Origin of the sequence: Flavobacterium sp. DG2-3, from assembly GCF_030730925.1 — a bacterium.
In the GTDB taxonomy this organism is placed as follows: domain Bacteria; phylum Bacteroidota; class Bacteroidia; order Flavobacteriales; family Flavobacteriaceae; genus Flavobacterium.
On sequence record NZ_JAVAMB010000011.1, the window covers coordinates 12,858 to 27,957 of the forward strand.

Below are 15,100 nucleotides of genomic sequence, written 5' to 3' on the forward strand. Positions count from 1 at the left end.
AATGTCAATACAAACCTTACAATCACTTTTTAATAGAGATTTAAACAAACTAAAATTTGAAATTGAATCTTACGAATTCGAAAAACAAATTTGGGCAGTCGATAAAAACATTTCGAATTCGGCGGGAAATCTATGTCTGCATTTAATTGGAAATCTAAACACCTACATTGGCGCAGAAATAGGAAAAACGGGTTACGTGCGAAATCGTCCTCTGGAATTTTCTTTAAAAGACATTCCAAAAACGGAATTAATTTCTAAAATCGAAAACACAATTGAAGTCGTCAATAATGCCTTAGATTTACTAACTGAAAAAGATTTAGAACAAATTTACCCGCAGATTGTTTTTGAAAAAGAAATGACAACTGGTTTCTTCCTTATTCATCTTTCAACACATTTAGCTTATCATTTAGGACAAATCAACTATCACAGAAGACTTCTAGATTTCTGATTTTAGAATGCAGATTGTAGATTGTAGATTGCAGATTGTAGATTTTAGATTTTAGATTCTTGATTGCTTTACATTATCTAATTATCTAATTTCTCAATTATCTCATTAACTTTGCACTTCATTCAAAAAAACGTACATGTCATCACATCATATAGTCCGCGACGATCAAGAACCCGCTTTAATAATTGCAAACGGCGCCGCCTGCGATGCTGAATTATTAGGACAATTGTTAGAATGGTCTCCGTTGGTTGTGGTTTTAGATTCGGCTATAGAAAGAGTGATCGAATTAGGCATCAAAGTCGACGTTTTGTTGGGAGATTTTGATCGCGGTTTAGATCCCGAAATTTACAAAACTTCTCAATTTCCGATAGAAATTGTCCATACTCCCGATCAAGATAAAACTGACTTAGAAAAGGCTTTTGATTATTTAATTGAAAGAAAAATTCCAGCCGTAAATGTAGTTTGGGCAACCGGAAGACGTGCCGATCATACCATTACCAATCTTACCAATATTGTAAGATATCGAAATCTGCTTAAAATCGTCATTTTAGACGATCATTCTAAAATATTCCTTCTGCCAACAAAATTTGAGAAATGGTATACGGCAAATACTCCAATTTCTCTTATCCCGATTGGAGTTGCAAACGGAATTTCGTCTACCAATTTAAAATACCAATTAAACAACGATACGCTCACTATGGGCTACAGAACCGGAAGCAGTAATTCCGTCGAAAAAGATGGAATTGTTTCTATTATTCATTCAGACGGCGATTTGCTTTTGATGGAATGTTTTGATTAAAAAAGACCATCGGCTCGAATAATTTTGTAGGCTCGGATTTTAATCCGAGGTATAATGATATACATCCACAATTTAGAGAACCAGAAGTTCGGCACATATCTTCAAAAATGAATCGTTCCTATGCAACTCATCTGAATATCATCAATCAAATTCAACGGATTAAAATCCGTTGCTACAAAATATAGATCATTCCTACGGAATTCTAATTCCAAAAAAGGAATACCTATCTTTGCAATCGAAATCAATGAAAATGAAAGCAAACGACAATTTAGAAAAAAGCAATTTACATCCAAGAAACCTTCATCGTTCCCGTTATGATTTTGAGCTTCTTATTTCAAATTGTCCTGAGTTAAAAGAATATGTTTCAATCAACAAATACCAAATTGAAACAATTGATTTTAGCGATCCAAAAGCAGTAAAAGTCCTAAATAAAGCCTTACTCAAAACTTATTATAATATTGGCTTTTGGAATATTCCTTTGCATTATCTCTGCCCTCCTATTCCCGGCCGTGCAGACTATATTCACTACATCGCCGATTTATTAGCAGAAAGCAATAACGGTGTAATTCCGAATAATGCTAGCGTTTTAGGCCTAGATATCGGAACAGGCGTAAATATGATCTATCCGATATTAGGAAACTCAATATACAATTGGAGCTTTGTTGCTACCGATATAGATAAAAAAGCAATCGAAAATTGCGGTAAAATTATTGAAGCAAATCCGCATCTTATAGATTCTATAAGTTTACAGCAACAAACAGAACCTCGATTCATCTTCAAAAATATTATAATTCCAGAAGACCGATTTTCTTTTACTATGTGTAATCCGCCCTTCCATGCCTCTGCCGAAGAAGCGGCTAAAGGCTCTTTAAGAAAAATCAAAAATCTTAATCCTAAGGACAAAAAAATCAATGCTCCCGTTTTAAATTTTGGAGGACAAAGCAACGAATTATGGTGCAATGGTGGTGAAATCGCTTTTATAACGCAAATGATTTATGAAAGTGCACATTACAAATCGCAATGTCTCTGGTTTACGACTTTGGTCTCAAAAAAAGAAAATCTTCCTGCTATTTATAAAACTTTGAAGAAAGTAAATACAGTTTCTGTTAAAACAATTGATATGGCACAAGGGCAAAAAAATAGTCGCATTGTCGCTTGGAGTTTTTTGAATGAACAGGAATCAAAGAGTTGGAAATTTTAAGAATTAAAAACATTTTGATTTTTGTAATAATTTAAAATGTGTCGCTCCTCCGGAGCTTTAGTCAATGCGCTTAGATTTCGCTATAAATATTTGGCTCCTCTGGAGCCTTAGCATTAATGAATGAAGCAATGTTGATATAGTCCCAGCGGGACGAAATATTTATAGAAGAATATTATCCCTCTTTTTCAAAGCCCCAGCGGGGCGAAATATTTTGATAAACTAAACCTTTTAAAATATCTGATTTCTGAACCCAAACCTTGATTTTATAATTTCCTTTTGTTATATTTATTGTAAACATTTCAAAATCAAGATTATGGCAGAATATATTGGTTATCTCGCGTCTGTTTTTATTGTTGGCGGTTTCTTGCTCAAAAACCTTAGAACAATTCGGTTCATTAATATGTTTGGCTGTATCTGCTTTGTCATTTATGGCATTTTTCTAAATGATTATCGAGATTTCAATCAATGGCTTTGGCCAGTTATTATTCCGAATGCTATTTTAGCTTTTGTGCAGATCTATTATCTCTCTTCGAAAAAGGAATAGACCTTAAAATTTTGATAGTTTAAACTAAAATTATATGACGCCTTAAATCTTCATCTGAAGTAATTTTAGGTATAAATCTAATTCACTATCATGCTTAAATCTGCTCTAAAAATTGCGGTTTTATTTTTATTTGTCGGTTGTTCTTCAACACAAAAATTCAGCGATTACAGCTTTAAAACCAAAAAAGACAAAGAATCTTATACAAAGGCTTACAATAATGCGCTTAAACTTTGGGATGTTCCCTACACCGAAGAAGATGTAAAAACTGATTTAGGAACTGCTCATGTTGTTATTGCAGGCCCTAAAAACGGTAAAAAACTGGTTTTACTTCACGGAATGGATGCCAGCTCAACAATGTGGTATCCAAACATTAAAGCTTTAGCCAAAAATCATCGTGTTTATGCTATCGATTTTTTAATGGAACCTAATAAATCCGTTTATACAAGAAACTCCATTTTTACTGGAATCTCTCCTTCTGCTAACGAAATTGTGAAATGGTACAACGAAATTTTCGACCATTATCAATTGAAGAAATTTGATATTGTTGCCGCTTCCCGCGGAGGCTGGGTTGCGACTTTATTAGCCACTCAAAAAGGAAATTCGATAAATAGAATTGTTTTATTGAGTCCCGCGCAGACTTTTAAATTTATTGATAAAATTGGAAAAACAAGTTCGGCTTTGATGCTAAAACTTTTTCCAAGCGAAAAGAAATTCGGAAAAACCTTAACCACATTTTCAACACACCCCGAAAAAATAAGCCCGCTTTACAAAAGACAATTTTATTTAGCAAATAAATATGCAAAATCAAATTCGAGTATGCTGAAAATGATGCCTTTTTCTGAGAAAGAATTAGAATCCATCCAAAATCCCGTTTTGATTTTAATTGGCGATCATGATGTTATTAATGGTGAAGAAAGCATCGAAAGAGCAAAGAAATATTTAGTCAACAGCGAAACCAGAGTCATAAAAGATGCTGGACATTTTCTTTCTATAGACCAATCCAAAATAGTCAATGATGCTATGGTTGACTTTTTGAAGTAATGCTTTTTTTTAGCCACTAATTACACTAATTTTATTTAATGCTGAATAATTTTTAGCCACTCCCGATAGCTATCGGGATTCACAGATTAAAAGAATTTGTCAAGCTAGCTTTAAAAATTAAAATATGAATTGCCTCCAGCTTTAGCTGGAGGTCCTAATTTAGTTTGATACTACAAGGCTTTAGCCAAATCTTAATATCATTGTTCGCTAAAAAAGTTTGGCTAAAGCCGCTTGTGATTTTTTTTAAGCTAACCTCCAGCTAAAGCTGGAGGCAATTTAATTTTAAAAAATTCGAGAAATTAGTGTAATTCGTGGCAAACCAAATCAAAAACAAAACCAATTAATCTTCGTATATTTACAATCCAAATTTTCAGCCCACGCAAATGAAATTTCAAGTTTCCTCAGAATATAGTCCAAAAGGAGATCAGCCGCAAGCCATACAAAAACTGGCACAAGGAGTGATCGACGGAGATAAATATCAAACTTTATTAGGAGTTACAGGCTCTGGAAAAACGTTTACCGTTGCCAATGTAATTCAGGAAGTACAAAGACCTACTTTGGTTTTGGCTCACAACAAAACTTTGGCTGCGCAATTGTATTCAGAGTTCAAACAATTCTTTCCGAATAATGCTGTTGAATACTTCGTTTCTTACTACGACTACTATCAGCCAGAAGCTTTTATGCCTGTAACGGGAGTTTTCATTGAAAAAGATTTATCTATCAATGAAGAATTGGAGAAAATGCGTTTGAGCACTACTTCTTCTCTCCTTTCGGGAAGACGTGATGTTTTGGTTGTAGCATCCGTTTCTTGTTTATACGGTATCGGAAACCCTGTTGAATTTCAGAAAAACGTAATCGAAATCAAAAGAGATCAGGTAATTTCGAGAACCAAATTATTGCATAGTTTAGTTCAGAGTTTATATGCCAGAACAGAAGCCGATTTTAATCCAGGAACTTTCAGAATTAAAGGAGACACTGTCGAAGTCTATCCGAGTTATGCTGATGATGCTTACAGAATCCATTTTTTTGGAGATGAAATCGAAGAAATCGAAGCGTTTGACGCCAAAACTTCTCAAGTAATAGAAAAATTTCAGCGTTTAACGATTTATCCTGCCAATATGTTTGTGACTTCGCCAGAAGTTTTGCAAGGTGCCATTTGGCAGATTCAGCAGGATTTGGTGAAACAAGTCGATTATTTTAAAGAAATTGGAAAACATCTCGAAGCGAAACGTTTGGAAGAAAGAACCAATTTCGATTTAGAAATGATTCGCGAATTAGGATATTGCTCTGGAATCGAAAACTACTCAAGATATCTTGACGGACGTGAAGCTGGAACAAGACCTTTCTGTTTATTAGATTATTTTCCAAGTGATTTTTTAATGGTTGTAGATGAAAGTCACGTGACCGTTTCGCAGGTTCATGCCATGTACGGAGGTGACCGAAGCAGAAAAGAAAACTTGGTAGAATATGGTTTCCGTTTGCCTGCCGCAATGGACAACCGACCGTTGAAATTTGAAGAATTTGAAGCATTGCAAAATCAGGTGATTTATGTTTCTGCAACTCCAGCCGATTATGAATTGCAAAAGTCAGATGGTATTTATGTCGAACAAATTATTCGTCCAACTGGATTATTAGATCCTGTGATTGAAGTCCGTCCGAGTTTGAACCAGATTGATGATTTGATTGAAGAAATTCAAGTTCGATGCGAATTAGACGAAAGAGTTTTGGTTACGACTTTAACCAAAAGAATGGCAGAAGAATTGGCTAAATATTTAACAAAAGTAAGCATTCGATGCCGTTATATACATTCTGAAGTCGACACCTTAGAACGTATCGAAATCATGCAGGATTTAAGAAAGGGACTTTTTGATGTTTTGATTGGAGTAAACTTACTTCGTGAAGGTTTAGATTTACCCGAAGTTTCTCTTGTTGCCATTCTAGATGCCGACAAAGAAGGTTTCTTACGTAACCGTAAATCGCTTACGCAAACTATTGGTCGTGCAGCTCGAAATGTAAACGGTAAAGCGATTATGTATGCAGATAAAATTACAGAAAGTATGCAGAGAACAATCGATGAAACCAATTACAGAAGAACCAAACAGATGAATTATAATGTGGAAAATAATATTGTTCCGCAGCCTTTAAATAAGAAAATCGAAAGCGCTTTCACTAAAAATCCTTTGGTAGAATACGAATTAGGACATCCAATTCCTGTGGCAGCAGAGCCAGAAACAGCTTATCTGTCTAAATCAGAATTGGAGAAAATGATTCGCGAAAAGCGCAAAACTATGGAAAAAGCAGCAAAAGAACTGGATTTCTTGCAAGCTGCTAAACTTCGTGACGAAATTAAAAAACTACAGGAACAGCTTGCTTAATTATGCTGTTCCTGAAAAATCTCCAGCAATGTAATTGGATTAATCATTGTATTTGGCGCTTTTTTCATCATTTCCAGAACTCGTTTTACCGCCGAAAGGTTTAATCCCATTTCTAAAGCAATTTGCTGAATAGCATTAAATTCTCTTTCGTGTAAAATGCCGTCTATATGCATTAATAAAGCCAGTCGGTAAAACTGATTGATACGCTGCATTTCTGATTTTATTGGAATTGTTTCGGTTTCCTGATGAAACAAATCTTGAAATTCTGCTTCGCTTATACTTAACTCTAAAGCTACAAGTCTTAAAAAATCAAGCTCACGTTTGTGCAAATGACCATCAACAGTGGCGAACATAATCATTTCTAAAAGTAAACTTCTTTTTTCTGCTTCTGTATTCATCAATTTATTATTTTTAGCTAAAATATTGCTTTTAAATAAAACTACAAAACACAGATAATGAAGAGGATTTTCTTAGCGGTTTTACTTCTGTTTACTCTTATTGGAAAAGCGCAAAGCACGGCTTCAAAAAATGTTTATACTTTTACAATTGAAGCGCCTCAGCTCCATACTTCAAAAAAAATCTGGATTTATCTTCCTGAAAATTATGCAAAAGATCTCAAGAAAAAATACAGCGTCATTTACATGCACGATGCACAGAATCTGTTTGACGCCAAAACTTCTTTTGTTGGCGAATGGAATATTGACGAAAAATTAGACAGCTTAAAAGCTTCCGTAATTGTTGTAGGAATTGAGCATGGAAACGAAAAACGTATCGATGAACTTACTCCTTTTAAAAACGAAAAATACGGCGGAGGAAATGCCGATAATTATTTAGAATTTATTGTAAAAACTCTAAAACCTCATATTGACCAAAATTACAGAACCAAAACAAAAGCTAAAAATACGATCATTTTCGGAAGTTCTCTTGGCGGATTGGTTTCGTATTATGGTGCTTTAAAATATCCTGATGTATTTGGTAAAGCGGGCGTTTTTTCTCCATCTTTTTGGTTTTCTAATGAAATTTACGCTTTCGCGGAAGAACAATCCAAAATAAAAACTAAAATCTATTTTTTATGTGGCGACAAAGAAAGTGATGATATGGTAAACGATTTAACCAAAATGAAACGTTTATTAGATACCAAACGCTGCTACTGTCTTCATTTGGATAAAACGAAAATTGTAAAAGGCGGAGAACATAATGAAAAACTGTGGCGCGATCATTTTGCTGAAGCGCTACTTTGGCTAGGCTACTAATTAAAAAATAAAAAATACCCCAAAATGAAACTTATTTTACGAGAATATAATCTCAAACTAAAGCACACTTTCACTATTTCTAGAGAATCTATTGATGTACAGCCTTCTCTAATTGTAGAATTGCAAAGCGATGGTTTTTCTGGTTTTGGAGAAGCCACTTCTAACCCGTATTATCATATTACGGTTCCAATGATGATTCAGGATTTAGAAAAAATTAGGGCCATTATTGAAAGCACCGAAAATGAAACTCCAGAAGTTTTTTGGGCAAAAATGCATCCGTATTTAAAAGACGATATGTTTGCATTATGCGCTTTAGATTTGGCTTATAATGATTTGTATGCTCGCAAAAAAGGCAAAAAATTATACGAGTTATGGAATTACAAAACCGATCATAATCCGATGACTGATTATACGATCGGAATTGATTCTATCGAAAAAATGGTTTTTAAAATGAAAGAACTGCCTTGGCCGATTTACAAAATTAAATTAGGCACAAAGGAAGACATTGCAATCGTAAAAGAACTTAGAAAACACACAAACTCCATTTTCAGAATTGATGCCAACTGTGGTTGGGGCGTTGATGAAACGATAAATAATGCTGTTGAATTAAAAAAACTAGGCGTCGAATTTCTAGAACAGCCTATGAAAGCTGATAATTGGGAAGCCCACAAAGAAGTATTCAAACATTCTGTACTTCCTGTTATTGCTGACGAAAGCTGTATTATTGAAGAAGATGTAGCAAAATGTTTCAATCATTTTCATGGCGTAAATGTAAAATTGGTAAAATGCGGCGGACTTACTCCTGGAAAACGCATGATCGAAGAAGCTAAAAAATTAGGTTTAAAAACTATGGTAGGCTGTATGACCGAATCTACCGTTGGAATTTCTGCGATTGCACATTTGCTTCCGCAATTGGATTATGTTGATATGGATGGCGCTTTGCTTTTGGCTGAAGATATTGCAACGGGAGTTACGATAAAAGATGGCGTTATAAGTTATTCAGATTTAAACGGAACGGGCGTTACATTACTGTAATTTTTTATTTAAACACATAGAAACATAGCCCTAGTTTATCTTAAAAGGCGTTTCACTTTTCATCAAAAAACATAGCTATGCGTGAGAAACTAGTTTCTTTTCACTTTTTTTTGTATTGAACTCTATGTTTCTATATGTTGCTTTTTAAACACAAAGCCGAATGATAGTCGAAAAATTTCCAGATCGAATCATTGAAATTGACCAAAAACAGTTTTTGTATTTTGGCGGTACAGCTTACTTAGGACTTCCTACAAATGCAGCATTTCAAGACTTAGTCGTTCAGAACATTTTAAAATGGGGAACCACTTACGGAAGTTCTAGAACTGCAAACATCAAATTAAGCGCATATATTGCGGGCGAAAAATTCTTGGCCCAACATATTGGTTCAGAAGATGCTGTTACGGTTTCTTCTGGAATGCTGGCTGGAAAATTGGTTTTAGAAAAATTAAAAAAAGAAACCGATTGTTTCTTTCATTTAAATGAAATTCATTCGGCTATCCAGATTGAAAACAGTCTTCCTGTATTTGTAAATGGAAAACTAAATGAGCGTTTATTAGATTCGAAATTTGAAAAAATAACGATTTTGACCGATGGCGTACCTTCGTTTCAAACCAAACCTGCTGATTTGTCTTTCATAAAACAGATATCAAATCACAAGGAAATTACATTGGTTGTGGATGAATCGCATTCGTTAGGAATTATCGGCAAAAATGGCTCTGGAATTTATTCGTCAATTAATTTTCCAATAAAAAGAAAAATACTCGTTTCGTCTCTAGGAAAAGCTTTCGGATTAACGGGCGGCGTAATTGCCTCAGATACTGAATTTATTCAAGAAATAAAAGAAATTGAAACTTTTACAAGCGCCGCGGGAATGAATCCTGCTTTTGTGCAGACACTTTCAGATGCTTCAGAAATTTATAAAAAACAGCACCAAAAACTGCTCGAAAATTTAAATTATATAGATTCGATTTTAGTCAAAAATGAGAATATTAAGTTTGACAAAAGTTATCCGCTAATTTATTTATTATCGAAAGAATTAGTTCATAAATTAAAAGAAGAAAACATCATTATTGCCAGTTTTAAATATACCAAAGAAGCCGAACCATTAAATCGCATTGTAATAACCGCAAACCACTTAAAAGAAGATTTAGATAAACTGGTTGGAGTTTTAAATAAATAAAAGTTGCCACGAATTGCACGAATTTTCGCGAATAAAATTTAATTTTTTGTTACTAATAATTGGTGGCAATTCGTGCAATTCATGGCAAAAAAAATTAATGTACACTCCACTTTTAAACGTATCTTTGCAAAACAAACCTTTGATTTGGAAGTGAGATTTTCAGGAACTTGAAACCTGACACGAGGCTTTAGCCGAATTGGCGAAGCAAACATTAAAAACTTGAAACAAATAATATGACAAATAACGATATACTTAAAAAACTTCGCGTGGCTTTGATGCTCCGTGATGATCAAATAGTTGAAATTTTAGAATTAGTAGATTTTAGAATTTCTAAATCAGAATTGGGTGCTTTTTTTAGAGCCGAAGACCATCCAAATTACATGGAATGTGGCGATCAGGTTTTACGTAATTTCCTAAACGGATTGGTAATTCATTTGAGAGGAACGAAAGAAAATCCTAAAAACCCAACAGATGTTTTAGCGAAGCATAAAGCTGAAATTCCGAAGAAAGAAAATACTGCTGAGAGAAAGGAATTTAAACCTGCTCCTAAAGATTCTGAAAGAGCAAGAGGCGATCAAAGTCCATCAAAATCAGGTTCATCAACTGGAAAACCTAAAAAGAAATCATTCCCAAAAGGAAATGGAAAACCAGTGGTTGTAGAAAAAGTAATTTTCAAAAACGGTAATAAGAAAAAATCTTGATTAGGTGATTTAACCGCAAAGGACGCAAGATTTTTTTACTCAGCGTACGCTTATAAACGCAAAGTTCGCAAAGCTATACAGATAAAGCTTTGCGAACTTTGCGTTTATATTTAGTCTTACGAGAAAAAAAACTTGCGTCCTTTGCGGTTAAAAAAACTAAATTTTATTTTCCTCAATCTTATCAAAAAAAGCATCTTTAAAAGTCGCTCCAATTGGTAGCTCTTTCTCATTTACAAAAACAGAAAAATTATCTGTTGATTCAATATGCTGTAAAGAAACCACATACGATTTATGTATCTGAATAAAATCAGTTGACGGAAGCGATTCAATTACATTTTTTAATGACGAATGTGTTATAATCTGCTGTTTAGAAGTGTGAATGCAAACATAATTCTGCAGACTTTCTACATACAAAATATCAGCCAAAAACACTTTTTGAAATTTATTCTTTCCATCGGTTTTTATAAAAATAAAATCTCGAGAATTTGGAGCAATTACAGTTTCTGATTTTGGTTCAGAATTTAATTTAGAAACAGCCTGATAAAAACGTTCAAATGAAATTGGTTTTAATAAATAATCAACAGCATTTAATTCAAATCCTTCCAAAGCAAAATCAGGATAAGCAGTTGTGAAAATCACTTTTATATTTTTTGAAATGATTTTAGAAAGCTGTAAACCTGTCAATTGCGGCATTTGAATATCCAGAAAAATAACATCTACAGATTTTGAATTTAGAAATTCTAATGCTTTTAGCGAATCATTAAAAACGCCCTCTTTTTCGAGAAAATTTACTTTCCCGATATAGTTTTCTAATATTCGAGTTGCTGGCGGTTCGTCGTCGACAATTATGCATTTAAAAGCCATAAATTACTTCTTTAGCGGTATTTTTAAGTAAGTTTTAAAGGTATTATTTTCTTCTGTTTTTTCAAGAATAAATTGGTCTTTATACGTGTATTCTAATCTTTTGGTCAAATTATCAAAACCAATTCCAGTTGAAGAATAATTTTCTCCTTCGTTAAAATAATTAAAAGTTGTAATCTCCAAAAAATCTTCTTTTATCCGAATTGAAATACTAGCCTTTTCTTCTTCTTTATTGAATTTTCCATGTTTGAAAACATTCTCCACAAAATGAATTAAAGCCGAAGAAAGAATCTTTTCATTTGAATAGTCACCTTCAACTGAAAAATCTAAAAACAGCTGATCTTCAAATCTTTTCTTTTGTAAATGAATATAGTTTTGAATAAACTGAATCTCTTTTGAAAGTATAGCTTCATCTTTATCTGTCTCAGTAATCACGTAACGAAGCAAGTCAGAAAGCACCAAAATATCATCAGCCATTTTATCGTCTTTCAAAATTAATTGACTATAAAAAGAATTCAAAGTATTAAACAAAAAATGCGGACTAACTTGCGCTTTTAGCATTTGAAATTCGGCTTTTTTATTCTCCAAAAGCAATTCCTGATTTTGATGTTGCGTCGTTTGATATTGCCAAAACAAAAAAGTCAATGCACTTAAAATTACAGCTGGCAATCCGAAGAAAAAATTATCTTTTATATAATATGTAATTTCTCTTGCTTCTTCGTAGTAGTTGTGCTCTCCAGTGATATTATACATTACTACTTCCTGTAAAAAATAACGAACAGCTGTAAAAAGCAATAACGAAACCGGAATACTAAGTAGGTAAAATAGTAATTTCTTCTTGTTTAAAAACCATTTACAAAAGAAATAAAAATTGAGAAGGTAAATACAAAACACAGCTAACATATACGTTACCGTTGTCCAATAATACATTCCGTTCATTACGATTTCTATTCTTCTGTCATTAAGTCCAATATCCCATAAAACATAGGTTAGAAGTAATAAAAAGAAAAAGACAATATGGTAATAAAAAGGAATTTTTGATTTCATAGTATTTTGATAATTAGCTCAAAAATACAATTAAGCCTTTAATAGAAAATTATATTTATTTAAAACATGCTTTTTTAGGGATGAACTAACAAAAATCTTATACGAAATAATTACCTCATAAATTTCATGTGTTTATAAAATGAAATCCTATGTTCATCAAAAACAAAAAATAGAGCTCAAAAGACACAATACATTTGCCCTAAATTTAAAACCAAAAAATCATGCAAAAAATCATTTTATTATTAGCTCTTATTACATTTAACATCGCTTCTTCTCAAACTAAGAAAAAGCAAATTTTATTGGTTGGGACTTTTCATTATGCCAATCCCGGTCTTGATGTGGCTCAAATAAATAGTTTCAATATCATGTCTGAAGAAAGCCAAAAGGAACTCGAAACAATGAGTGACAAAATCAAAAAATTTGGTCCGGATAAAATATTTGTCGAATGGGAATTTAAAAAACAAGCCGATTTAGACAAGTTTTACAATAAAAACACGGATAGTCTTTTAAAAACTAACAAAAGCGAAATAACTCAACTGGCGCTTCGTACAGCTAAAAAATTAAATCATAAAAAATTGTATGGGATGAATCTTTATACTCCTTTTCGATATGATAGTTTAATGATTGCAATGGAAAAAGCAAATCAAAAAGATTTAATAAAAAGAAATGATGAATCAACAAAAAATTTCGAAAAACAACATAACGAAAAAATCAAAAAAAGCACTTTACAAGAAATGATGTTATATTACAATACAAAAGAAGCCGAAAACGAAAATCTTCAGTGGTATTTGGAAGTTGCTAACAGAGCTGGAAATCCGGATGATTTTTCAGGACCATCTTTAGTATCCAATTGGTACAAGAGAAATTTGTATATGTATTCTTTAATTCAGAAATTAACTGAAAGTACTGATACTAAAATAATGGTTTTGGTCGGCGCTGGTCATGCTTCAATTATTCGGGAATTTATAATGCACGATCCTACATTTGAAATTGTAGAATTGTCGACAGTTTTGAAATAGCTTTTTTAACCGCAAAGGTTTTTAGCCACAAATTCACGAATTTTTATTATAAAGAGTAAAAATAATTCGTGAATTCGTGGCTATATTTTTTACACAAAATTTATTGTAGAGGCGCACCGCAGTGCGTCTTACGTTATGCAACCACAATGCTCAACTTTGTGTTAGACGCACTGCGGTGCGCCTCTACGTATCCTTTGAACATAAAAAAACCATTCCTTTCGAAATGGTTTTCTATATAATTGATTTTCTTATTTTAATTAAGAAAGTGCAGCTTTAACTTGGTCAGCAGCTTCTTGGAATTGAACAGCTGATAAAATTGGCATACCAGAATTATCGATTAATTCTTTTGCAATTTCAGCGTTTGTTCCTTGTAAACGTACAATGATTGGCACATTGATAGCGTCACCCATGTTTTTGTAAGCGTCAACAACACCTTGAGCAACACGGTCACAACGAACGATTCCTCCGAAGATGTTAATTAAGATCGCTTTTACGTTTGGATCTTTCAAGATAATTCTGAAAGCTGTTTCAACACGCTTAGCATCTGCAGTTCCTCCTACGTCAAGGAAGTTAGCAGGCTCAAAACCAGCGTATTTAATTAAGTCCATAGTTGCCATAGCAAGACCAGCTCCGTTTACCATACATCCTACAGTACCGTCAAGGTCAACGTAGTTAAGACCAACTTCTTTAGCTTCAACTTCGATTGGATTCTCCTCACGGATATCTCTCATTTCAGCATATTTAGGTTGTCTGTATAAAGCGTTATCGTCGATATTTACTTTAGCATCAACTGCTAATATTTTGTTGTCAGAAGTTTTAAGAACTGGGTTGATTTCGAACATAGAAGCATCAGAACCAATGTAAGCATTGTATAATGCGTCGATGAATTTCACCATTTCTTTGAAAGCGTTTCCAGAAAGACCTAAGTTGAAAGCAACTCTTCTAGCTTGGAAACCTTGCAATCCTACAGAAGGATCAATTTCCTCAGTAAAGATTAAGTGTGGAGTGTGCTCAGCAACTTCTTCGATATCCATTCCACCTTCAGTAGAATACATAATCATGTTGCGTCCTGTACCTCTATTCAATAAAACAGAAACATAAAATTCAGAAGTTTCGCTTTCTCCAGGATAGTAAACATCTTCAGCAACTAATACTTTGTTTACTTTTTTACCTTCTGGCGGAGTTTGAGGCGTAATCAACTGCATTCCGATGATTTGTTCTGCTAACTCTTCTACTTGTTGTAAATTTTTTGCCAGCTTAACTCCACCACCTTTTCCACGACCACCTGCGTGAATTTGTGCTTTAATTACATGCCATCCTGTTCCAGTTTCGGCAGTTAATTGTTTTGCAGCAGCCACAGCTTCAACTGCATTATTAGCCACGATTCCGCGTTGCACGCGTACTCCGTAACTCGCTAAAATTTCTTTTCCTTGATATTCGTGTATGTTCATAATATAGAATTTGTCTGGTCCTGAATTTATTTCAGAATAAAAGTGCGACAAAAGTAGCAAAATTCAACTTAAAAGTAAAATCTTTTTTAAATTAATAACTAGCCTTTAATTGATTCTTCACCTATTTAAATCGAAAGAAAAAAAA

The 15,100-nt window shown here is 33.5% G+C and carries 16 protein-coding genes; 11 read left to right on the forward strand and 5 right to left on the reverse strand.

The annotated features are described in order from the left end of the window. The first annotated feature begins 1 nt into the window (after position 1). The 3 genes from Q9Q97_RS15625 (at position 2) to rlmF (ending at position 2,448) form a co-directional block, all read left to right on the forward strand. Positions 2–448: a DinB family protein gene (locus Q9Q97_RS15625; RefSeq protein ID WP_306158725.1), complete on the forward strand. Its 447-nt coding sequence runs from the start codon at positions 2–4 to the stop codon at positions 446–448. A gap of 136 nt (positions 449–584) precedes the next feature. Beyond that, the gene (locus Q9Q97_RS15630) at positions 585–1,247 is read left to right on the forward strand and encodes a thiamine diphosphokinase (RefSeq protein WP_306158727.1); all 663 of its coding nucleotides are present in this window, start codon (positions 585–587) and stop codon (positions 1,245–1,247) included. Between the two features lie 250 nt (positions 1,248–1,497). After that, positions 1,498–2,448 (forward strand): 23S rRNA (adenine(1618)-N(6))-methyltransferase RlmF, encoded by a 951-nt coding sequence (rlmF, locus tag Q9Q97_RS15635; protein ID WP_306158729.1) that lies wholly within the window; start codon positions 1,498–1,500, stop codon positions 2,446–2,448. Between the two features lie 172 nt (positions 2,449–2,620). Here the strand turns inward: rlmF and Q9Q97_RS15640 are convergent, their stop codons facing one another. Beyond that, a complete protein-coding gene (locus Q9Q97_RS15640; protein ID WP_306158731.1) occupies positions 2,621–2,746 on the reverse strand; it encodes a hypothetical protein in 126 nt (41 codons plus the stop codon). 15 nt (positions 2,747–2,761) lie between these two features. On the opposite strand from Q9Q97_RS15640, the gene Q9Q97_RS15645 reads away from it, so the two are divergent. The 3 genes from Q9Q97_RS15645 to uvrB all read left to right on the forward strand — a co-directional run bounded on the left by Q9Q97_RS15645 (position 2,762) and on the right by uvrB (position 6,408). Beyond that, entirely contained in the window at positions 2,762–2,992 is a 231-nt protein-coding gene (locus Q9Q97_RS15645; protein ID WP_125721554.1) for a uroporphyrinogen decarboxylase, read from the forward strand. Positions 2,993–3,082: 90 nt separating this feature from the next. Further along, positions 3,083–4,033, forward strand: a complete 951-nt coding sequence (locus tag Q9Q97_RS15650; protein ID WP_306158733.1) for an alpha/beta fold hydrolase — start codon at positions 3,083–3,085, stop codon at positions 4,031–4,033. Positions 4,034–4,416: 383 nt separating this feature from the next. Then, a complete protein-coding gene (gene uvrB, locus Q9Q97_RS15655; RefSeq protein ID WP_306158735.1) occupies positions 4,417–6,408 on the forward strand; it encodes an excinuclease ABC subunit UvrB in 1,992 nt (663 codons plus the stop codon). Here the strand turns inward: uvrB and Q9Q97_RS15660 are convergent. Beyond that, on the reverse strand, positions 6,405–6,806 hold the full coding sequence (locus Q9Q97_RS15660) for a TerB family tellurite resistance protein (RefSeq protein WP_306158737.1): 402 nt from the start codon (positions 6,804–6,806) through the stop codon (positions 6,405–6,407). The genes uvrB and Q9Q97_RS15660 overlap by 4 nt on opposite strands. 57 nt (positions 6,807–6,863) lie before the next feature. On the opposite strand from Q9Q97_RS15660, the gene Q9Q97_RS15665 reads away from it, so the two are divergent. The 4 genes from Q9Q97_RS15665 (at position 6,864) to Q9Q97_RS15680 (ending at position 10,577) form a co-directional block, all read left to right on the forward strand. Then, complete coding sequence (locus Q9Q97_RS15665) at positions 6,864–7,661, forward strand: alpha/beta hydrolase (protein ID WP_306158738.1); 798 nt, start codon at positions 6,864–6,866, stop codon at positions 7,659–7,661. A 24-nt stretch (positions 7,662–7,685) separates the two neighbouring features. Further along, the gene (locus Q9Q97_RS15670; protein WP_306158740.1) at positions 7,686–8,696 is read left to right on the forward strand and encodes a dipeptide epimerase; all 1,011 of its coding nucleotides are present in this window, start codon (positions 7,686–7,688) and stop codon (positions 8,694–8,696) included. A 160-nt stretch (positions 8,697–8,856) separates the two neighbouring features. Continuing rightward, positions 8,857–9,876 carry an aminotransferase class I/II-fold pyridoxal phosphate-dependent enzyme gene (locus Q9Q97_RS15675; protein WP_306158742.1) on the forward strand — a complete coding sequence of 340 codons (1,020 nt, stop codon included), beginning with the start codon at positions 8,857–8,859 and terminating at the stop codon, positions 9,874–9,876. Between the two features lie 233 nt (positions 9,877–10,109). Continuing rightward, positions 10,110–10,577, forward strand: a complete 468-nt coding sequence (locus Q9Q97_RS15680) for a DUF1456 family protein (RefSeq protein ID WP_306158743.1) — start codon at positions 10,110–10,112, stop codon at positions 10,575–10,577. 156 nt (positions 10,578–10,733) lie between these two features. Here the strand turns inward: Q9Q97_RS15680 and Q9Q97_RS15685 are convergent, their stop codons facing one another. Next, positions 10,734–11,441, reverse strand: a complete 708-nt coding sequence (locus Q9Q97_RS15685; protein ID WP_306158745.1) for a LytTR family DNA-binding domain-containing protein — start codon at positions 11,439–11,441, stop codon at positions 10,734–10,736. A 3-nt stretch (positions 11,442–11,444) separates the two neighbouring features. Next, a complete protein-coding gene (locus Q9Q97_RS15690; protein WP_306158746.1) occupies positions 11,445–12,485 on the reverse strand; it encodes a sensor histidine kinase in 1,041 nt (346 codons plus the stop codon). 221 nt (positions 12,486–12,706) lie between these two features. Between Q9Q97_RS15690 and Q9Q97_RS15695 the strand changes: the two genes are divergently transcribed. Continuing rightward, entirely contained in the window at positions 12,707–13,504 is a 798-nt protein-coding gene (locus Q9Q97_RS15695; RefSeq protein WP_306158747.1) for a DUF5694 domain-containing protein, read from the forward strand. A 257-nt stretch (positions 13,505–13,761) separates the two neighbouring features. On the opposite strand, the gene sucC is transcribed toward Q9Q97_RS15695, so the two are convergent. Further along, positions 13,762–14,955 carry an ADP-forming succinate--CoA ligase subunit beta gene (gene sucC / locus Q9Q97_RS15700; RefSeq protein WP_306158749.1) on the reverse strand — a complete coding sequence of 398 codons (1,194 nt, stop codon included), beginning with the start codon at positions 14,953–14,955 and terminating at the stop codon, positions 13,762–13,764. Between the last annotated feature and the right edge of the window lie 145 nt (positions 14,956–15,100).

Bases quoted from the DNA above. Each gene is read 5' to 3' on its own strand.
- Q9Q97_RS15630 (WP_306158727.1), top strand. From the start codon at position 585: ATGTCATCACATCATATAGTCCGCGACGATCAAGAACCCGCTTTAATA.
- Q9Q97_RS15625 (WP_306158725.1), top strand. From the start codon at position 2: ATGTCAATACAAACCTTACAATCACTTTTTAATAGAGATTTAAACAAA.
- Q9Q97_RS15695 (WP_306158747.1), top strand. From the start codon at position 12,707: ATGCAAAAAATCATTTTATTATTAGCTCTTATTACATTTAACATCGCT.
- rlmF (WP_306158729.1), top strand. From the start codon at position 1,498: ATGAAAGCAAACGACAATTTAGAAAAAAGCAATTTACATCCAAGAAAC.
- Q9Q97_RS15660 (WP_306158737.1), bottom strand. From the start codon at position 6,806: ATGAATACAGAAGCAGAAAAAAGAAGTTTACTTTTAGAAATGATTATG.
- Q9Q97_RS15680 (WP_306158743.1), top strand. From the start codon at position 10,110: ATGACAAATAACGATATACTTAAAAAACTTCGCGTGGCTTTGATGCTC.
- sucC (WP_306158749.1), bottom strand. From the start codon at position 14,955: ATGAACATACACGAATATCAAGGAAAAGAAATTTTAGCGAGTTACGGA.
- Q9Q97_RS15670 (WP_306158740.1), top strand. From the start codon at position 7,686: ATGAAACTTATTTTACGAGAATATAATCTCAAACTAAAGCACACTTTC.
- Q9Q97_RS15645 (WP_125721554.1), top strand. From the start codon at position 2,762: ATGGCAGAATATATTGGTTATCTCGCGTCTGTTTTTATTGTTGGCGGT.
- Q9Q97_RS15650 (WP_306158733.1), top strand. From the start codon at position 3,083: ATGCTTAAATCTGCTCTAAAAATTGCGGTTTTATTTTTATTTGTCGGT.
- Q9Q97_RS15665 (WP_306158738.1), top strand. From the start codon at position 6,864: ATGAAGAGGATTTTCTTAGCGGTTTTACTTCTGTTTACTCTTATTGGA.
- uvrB (WP_306158735.1), top strand. From the start codon at position 4,417: ATGAAATTTCAAGTTTCCTCAGAATATAGTCCAAAAGGAGATCAGCCG.
- Q9Q97_RS15675 (WP_306158742.1), top strand. From the start codon at position 8,857: ATGATAGTCGAAAAATTTCCAGATCGAATCATTGAAATTGACCAAAAA.
- Q9Q97_RS15640 (WP_306158731.1), bottom strand. From the start codon at position 2,746: ATGTTTACAATAAATATAACAAAAGGAAATTATAAAATCAAGGTTTGG.
- Q9Q97_RS15690 (WP_306158746.1), bottom strand. From the start codon at position 12,485: ATGAAATCAAAAATTCCTTTTTATTACCATATTGTCTTTTTCTTTTTA.
- Q9Q97_RS15685 (WP_306158745.1), bottom strand. From the start codon at position 11,441: ATGGCTTTTAAATGCATAATTGTCGACGACGAACCGCCAGCAACTCGA.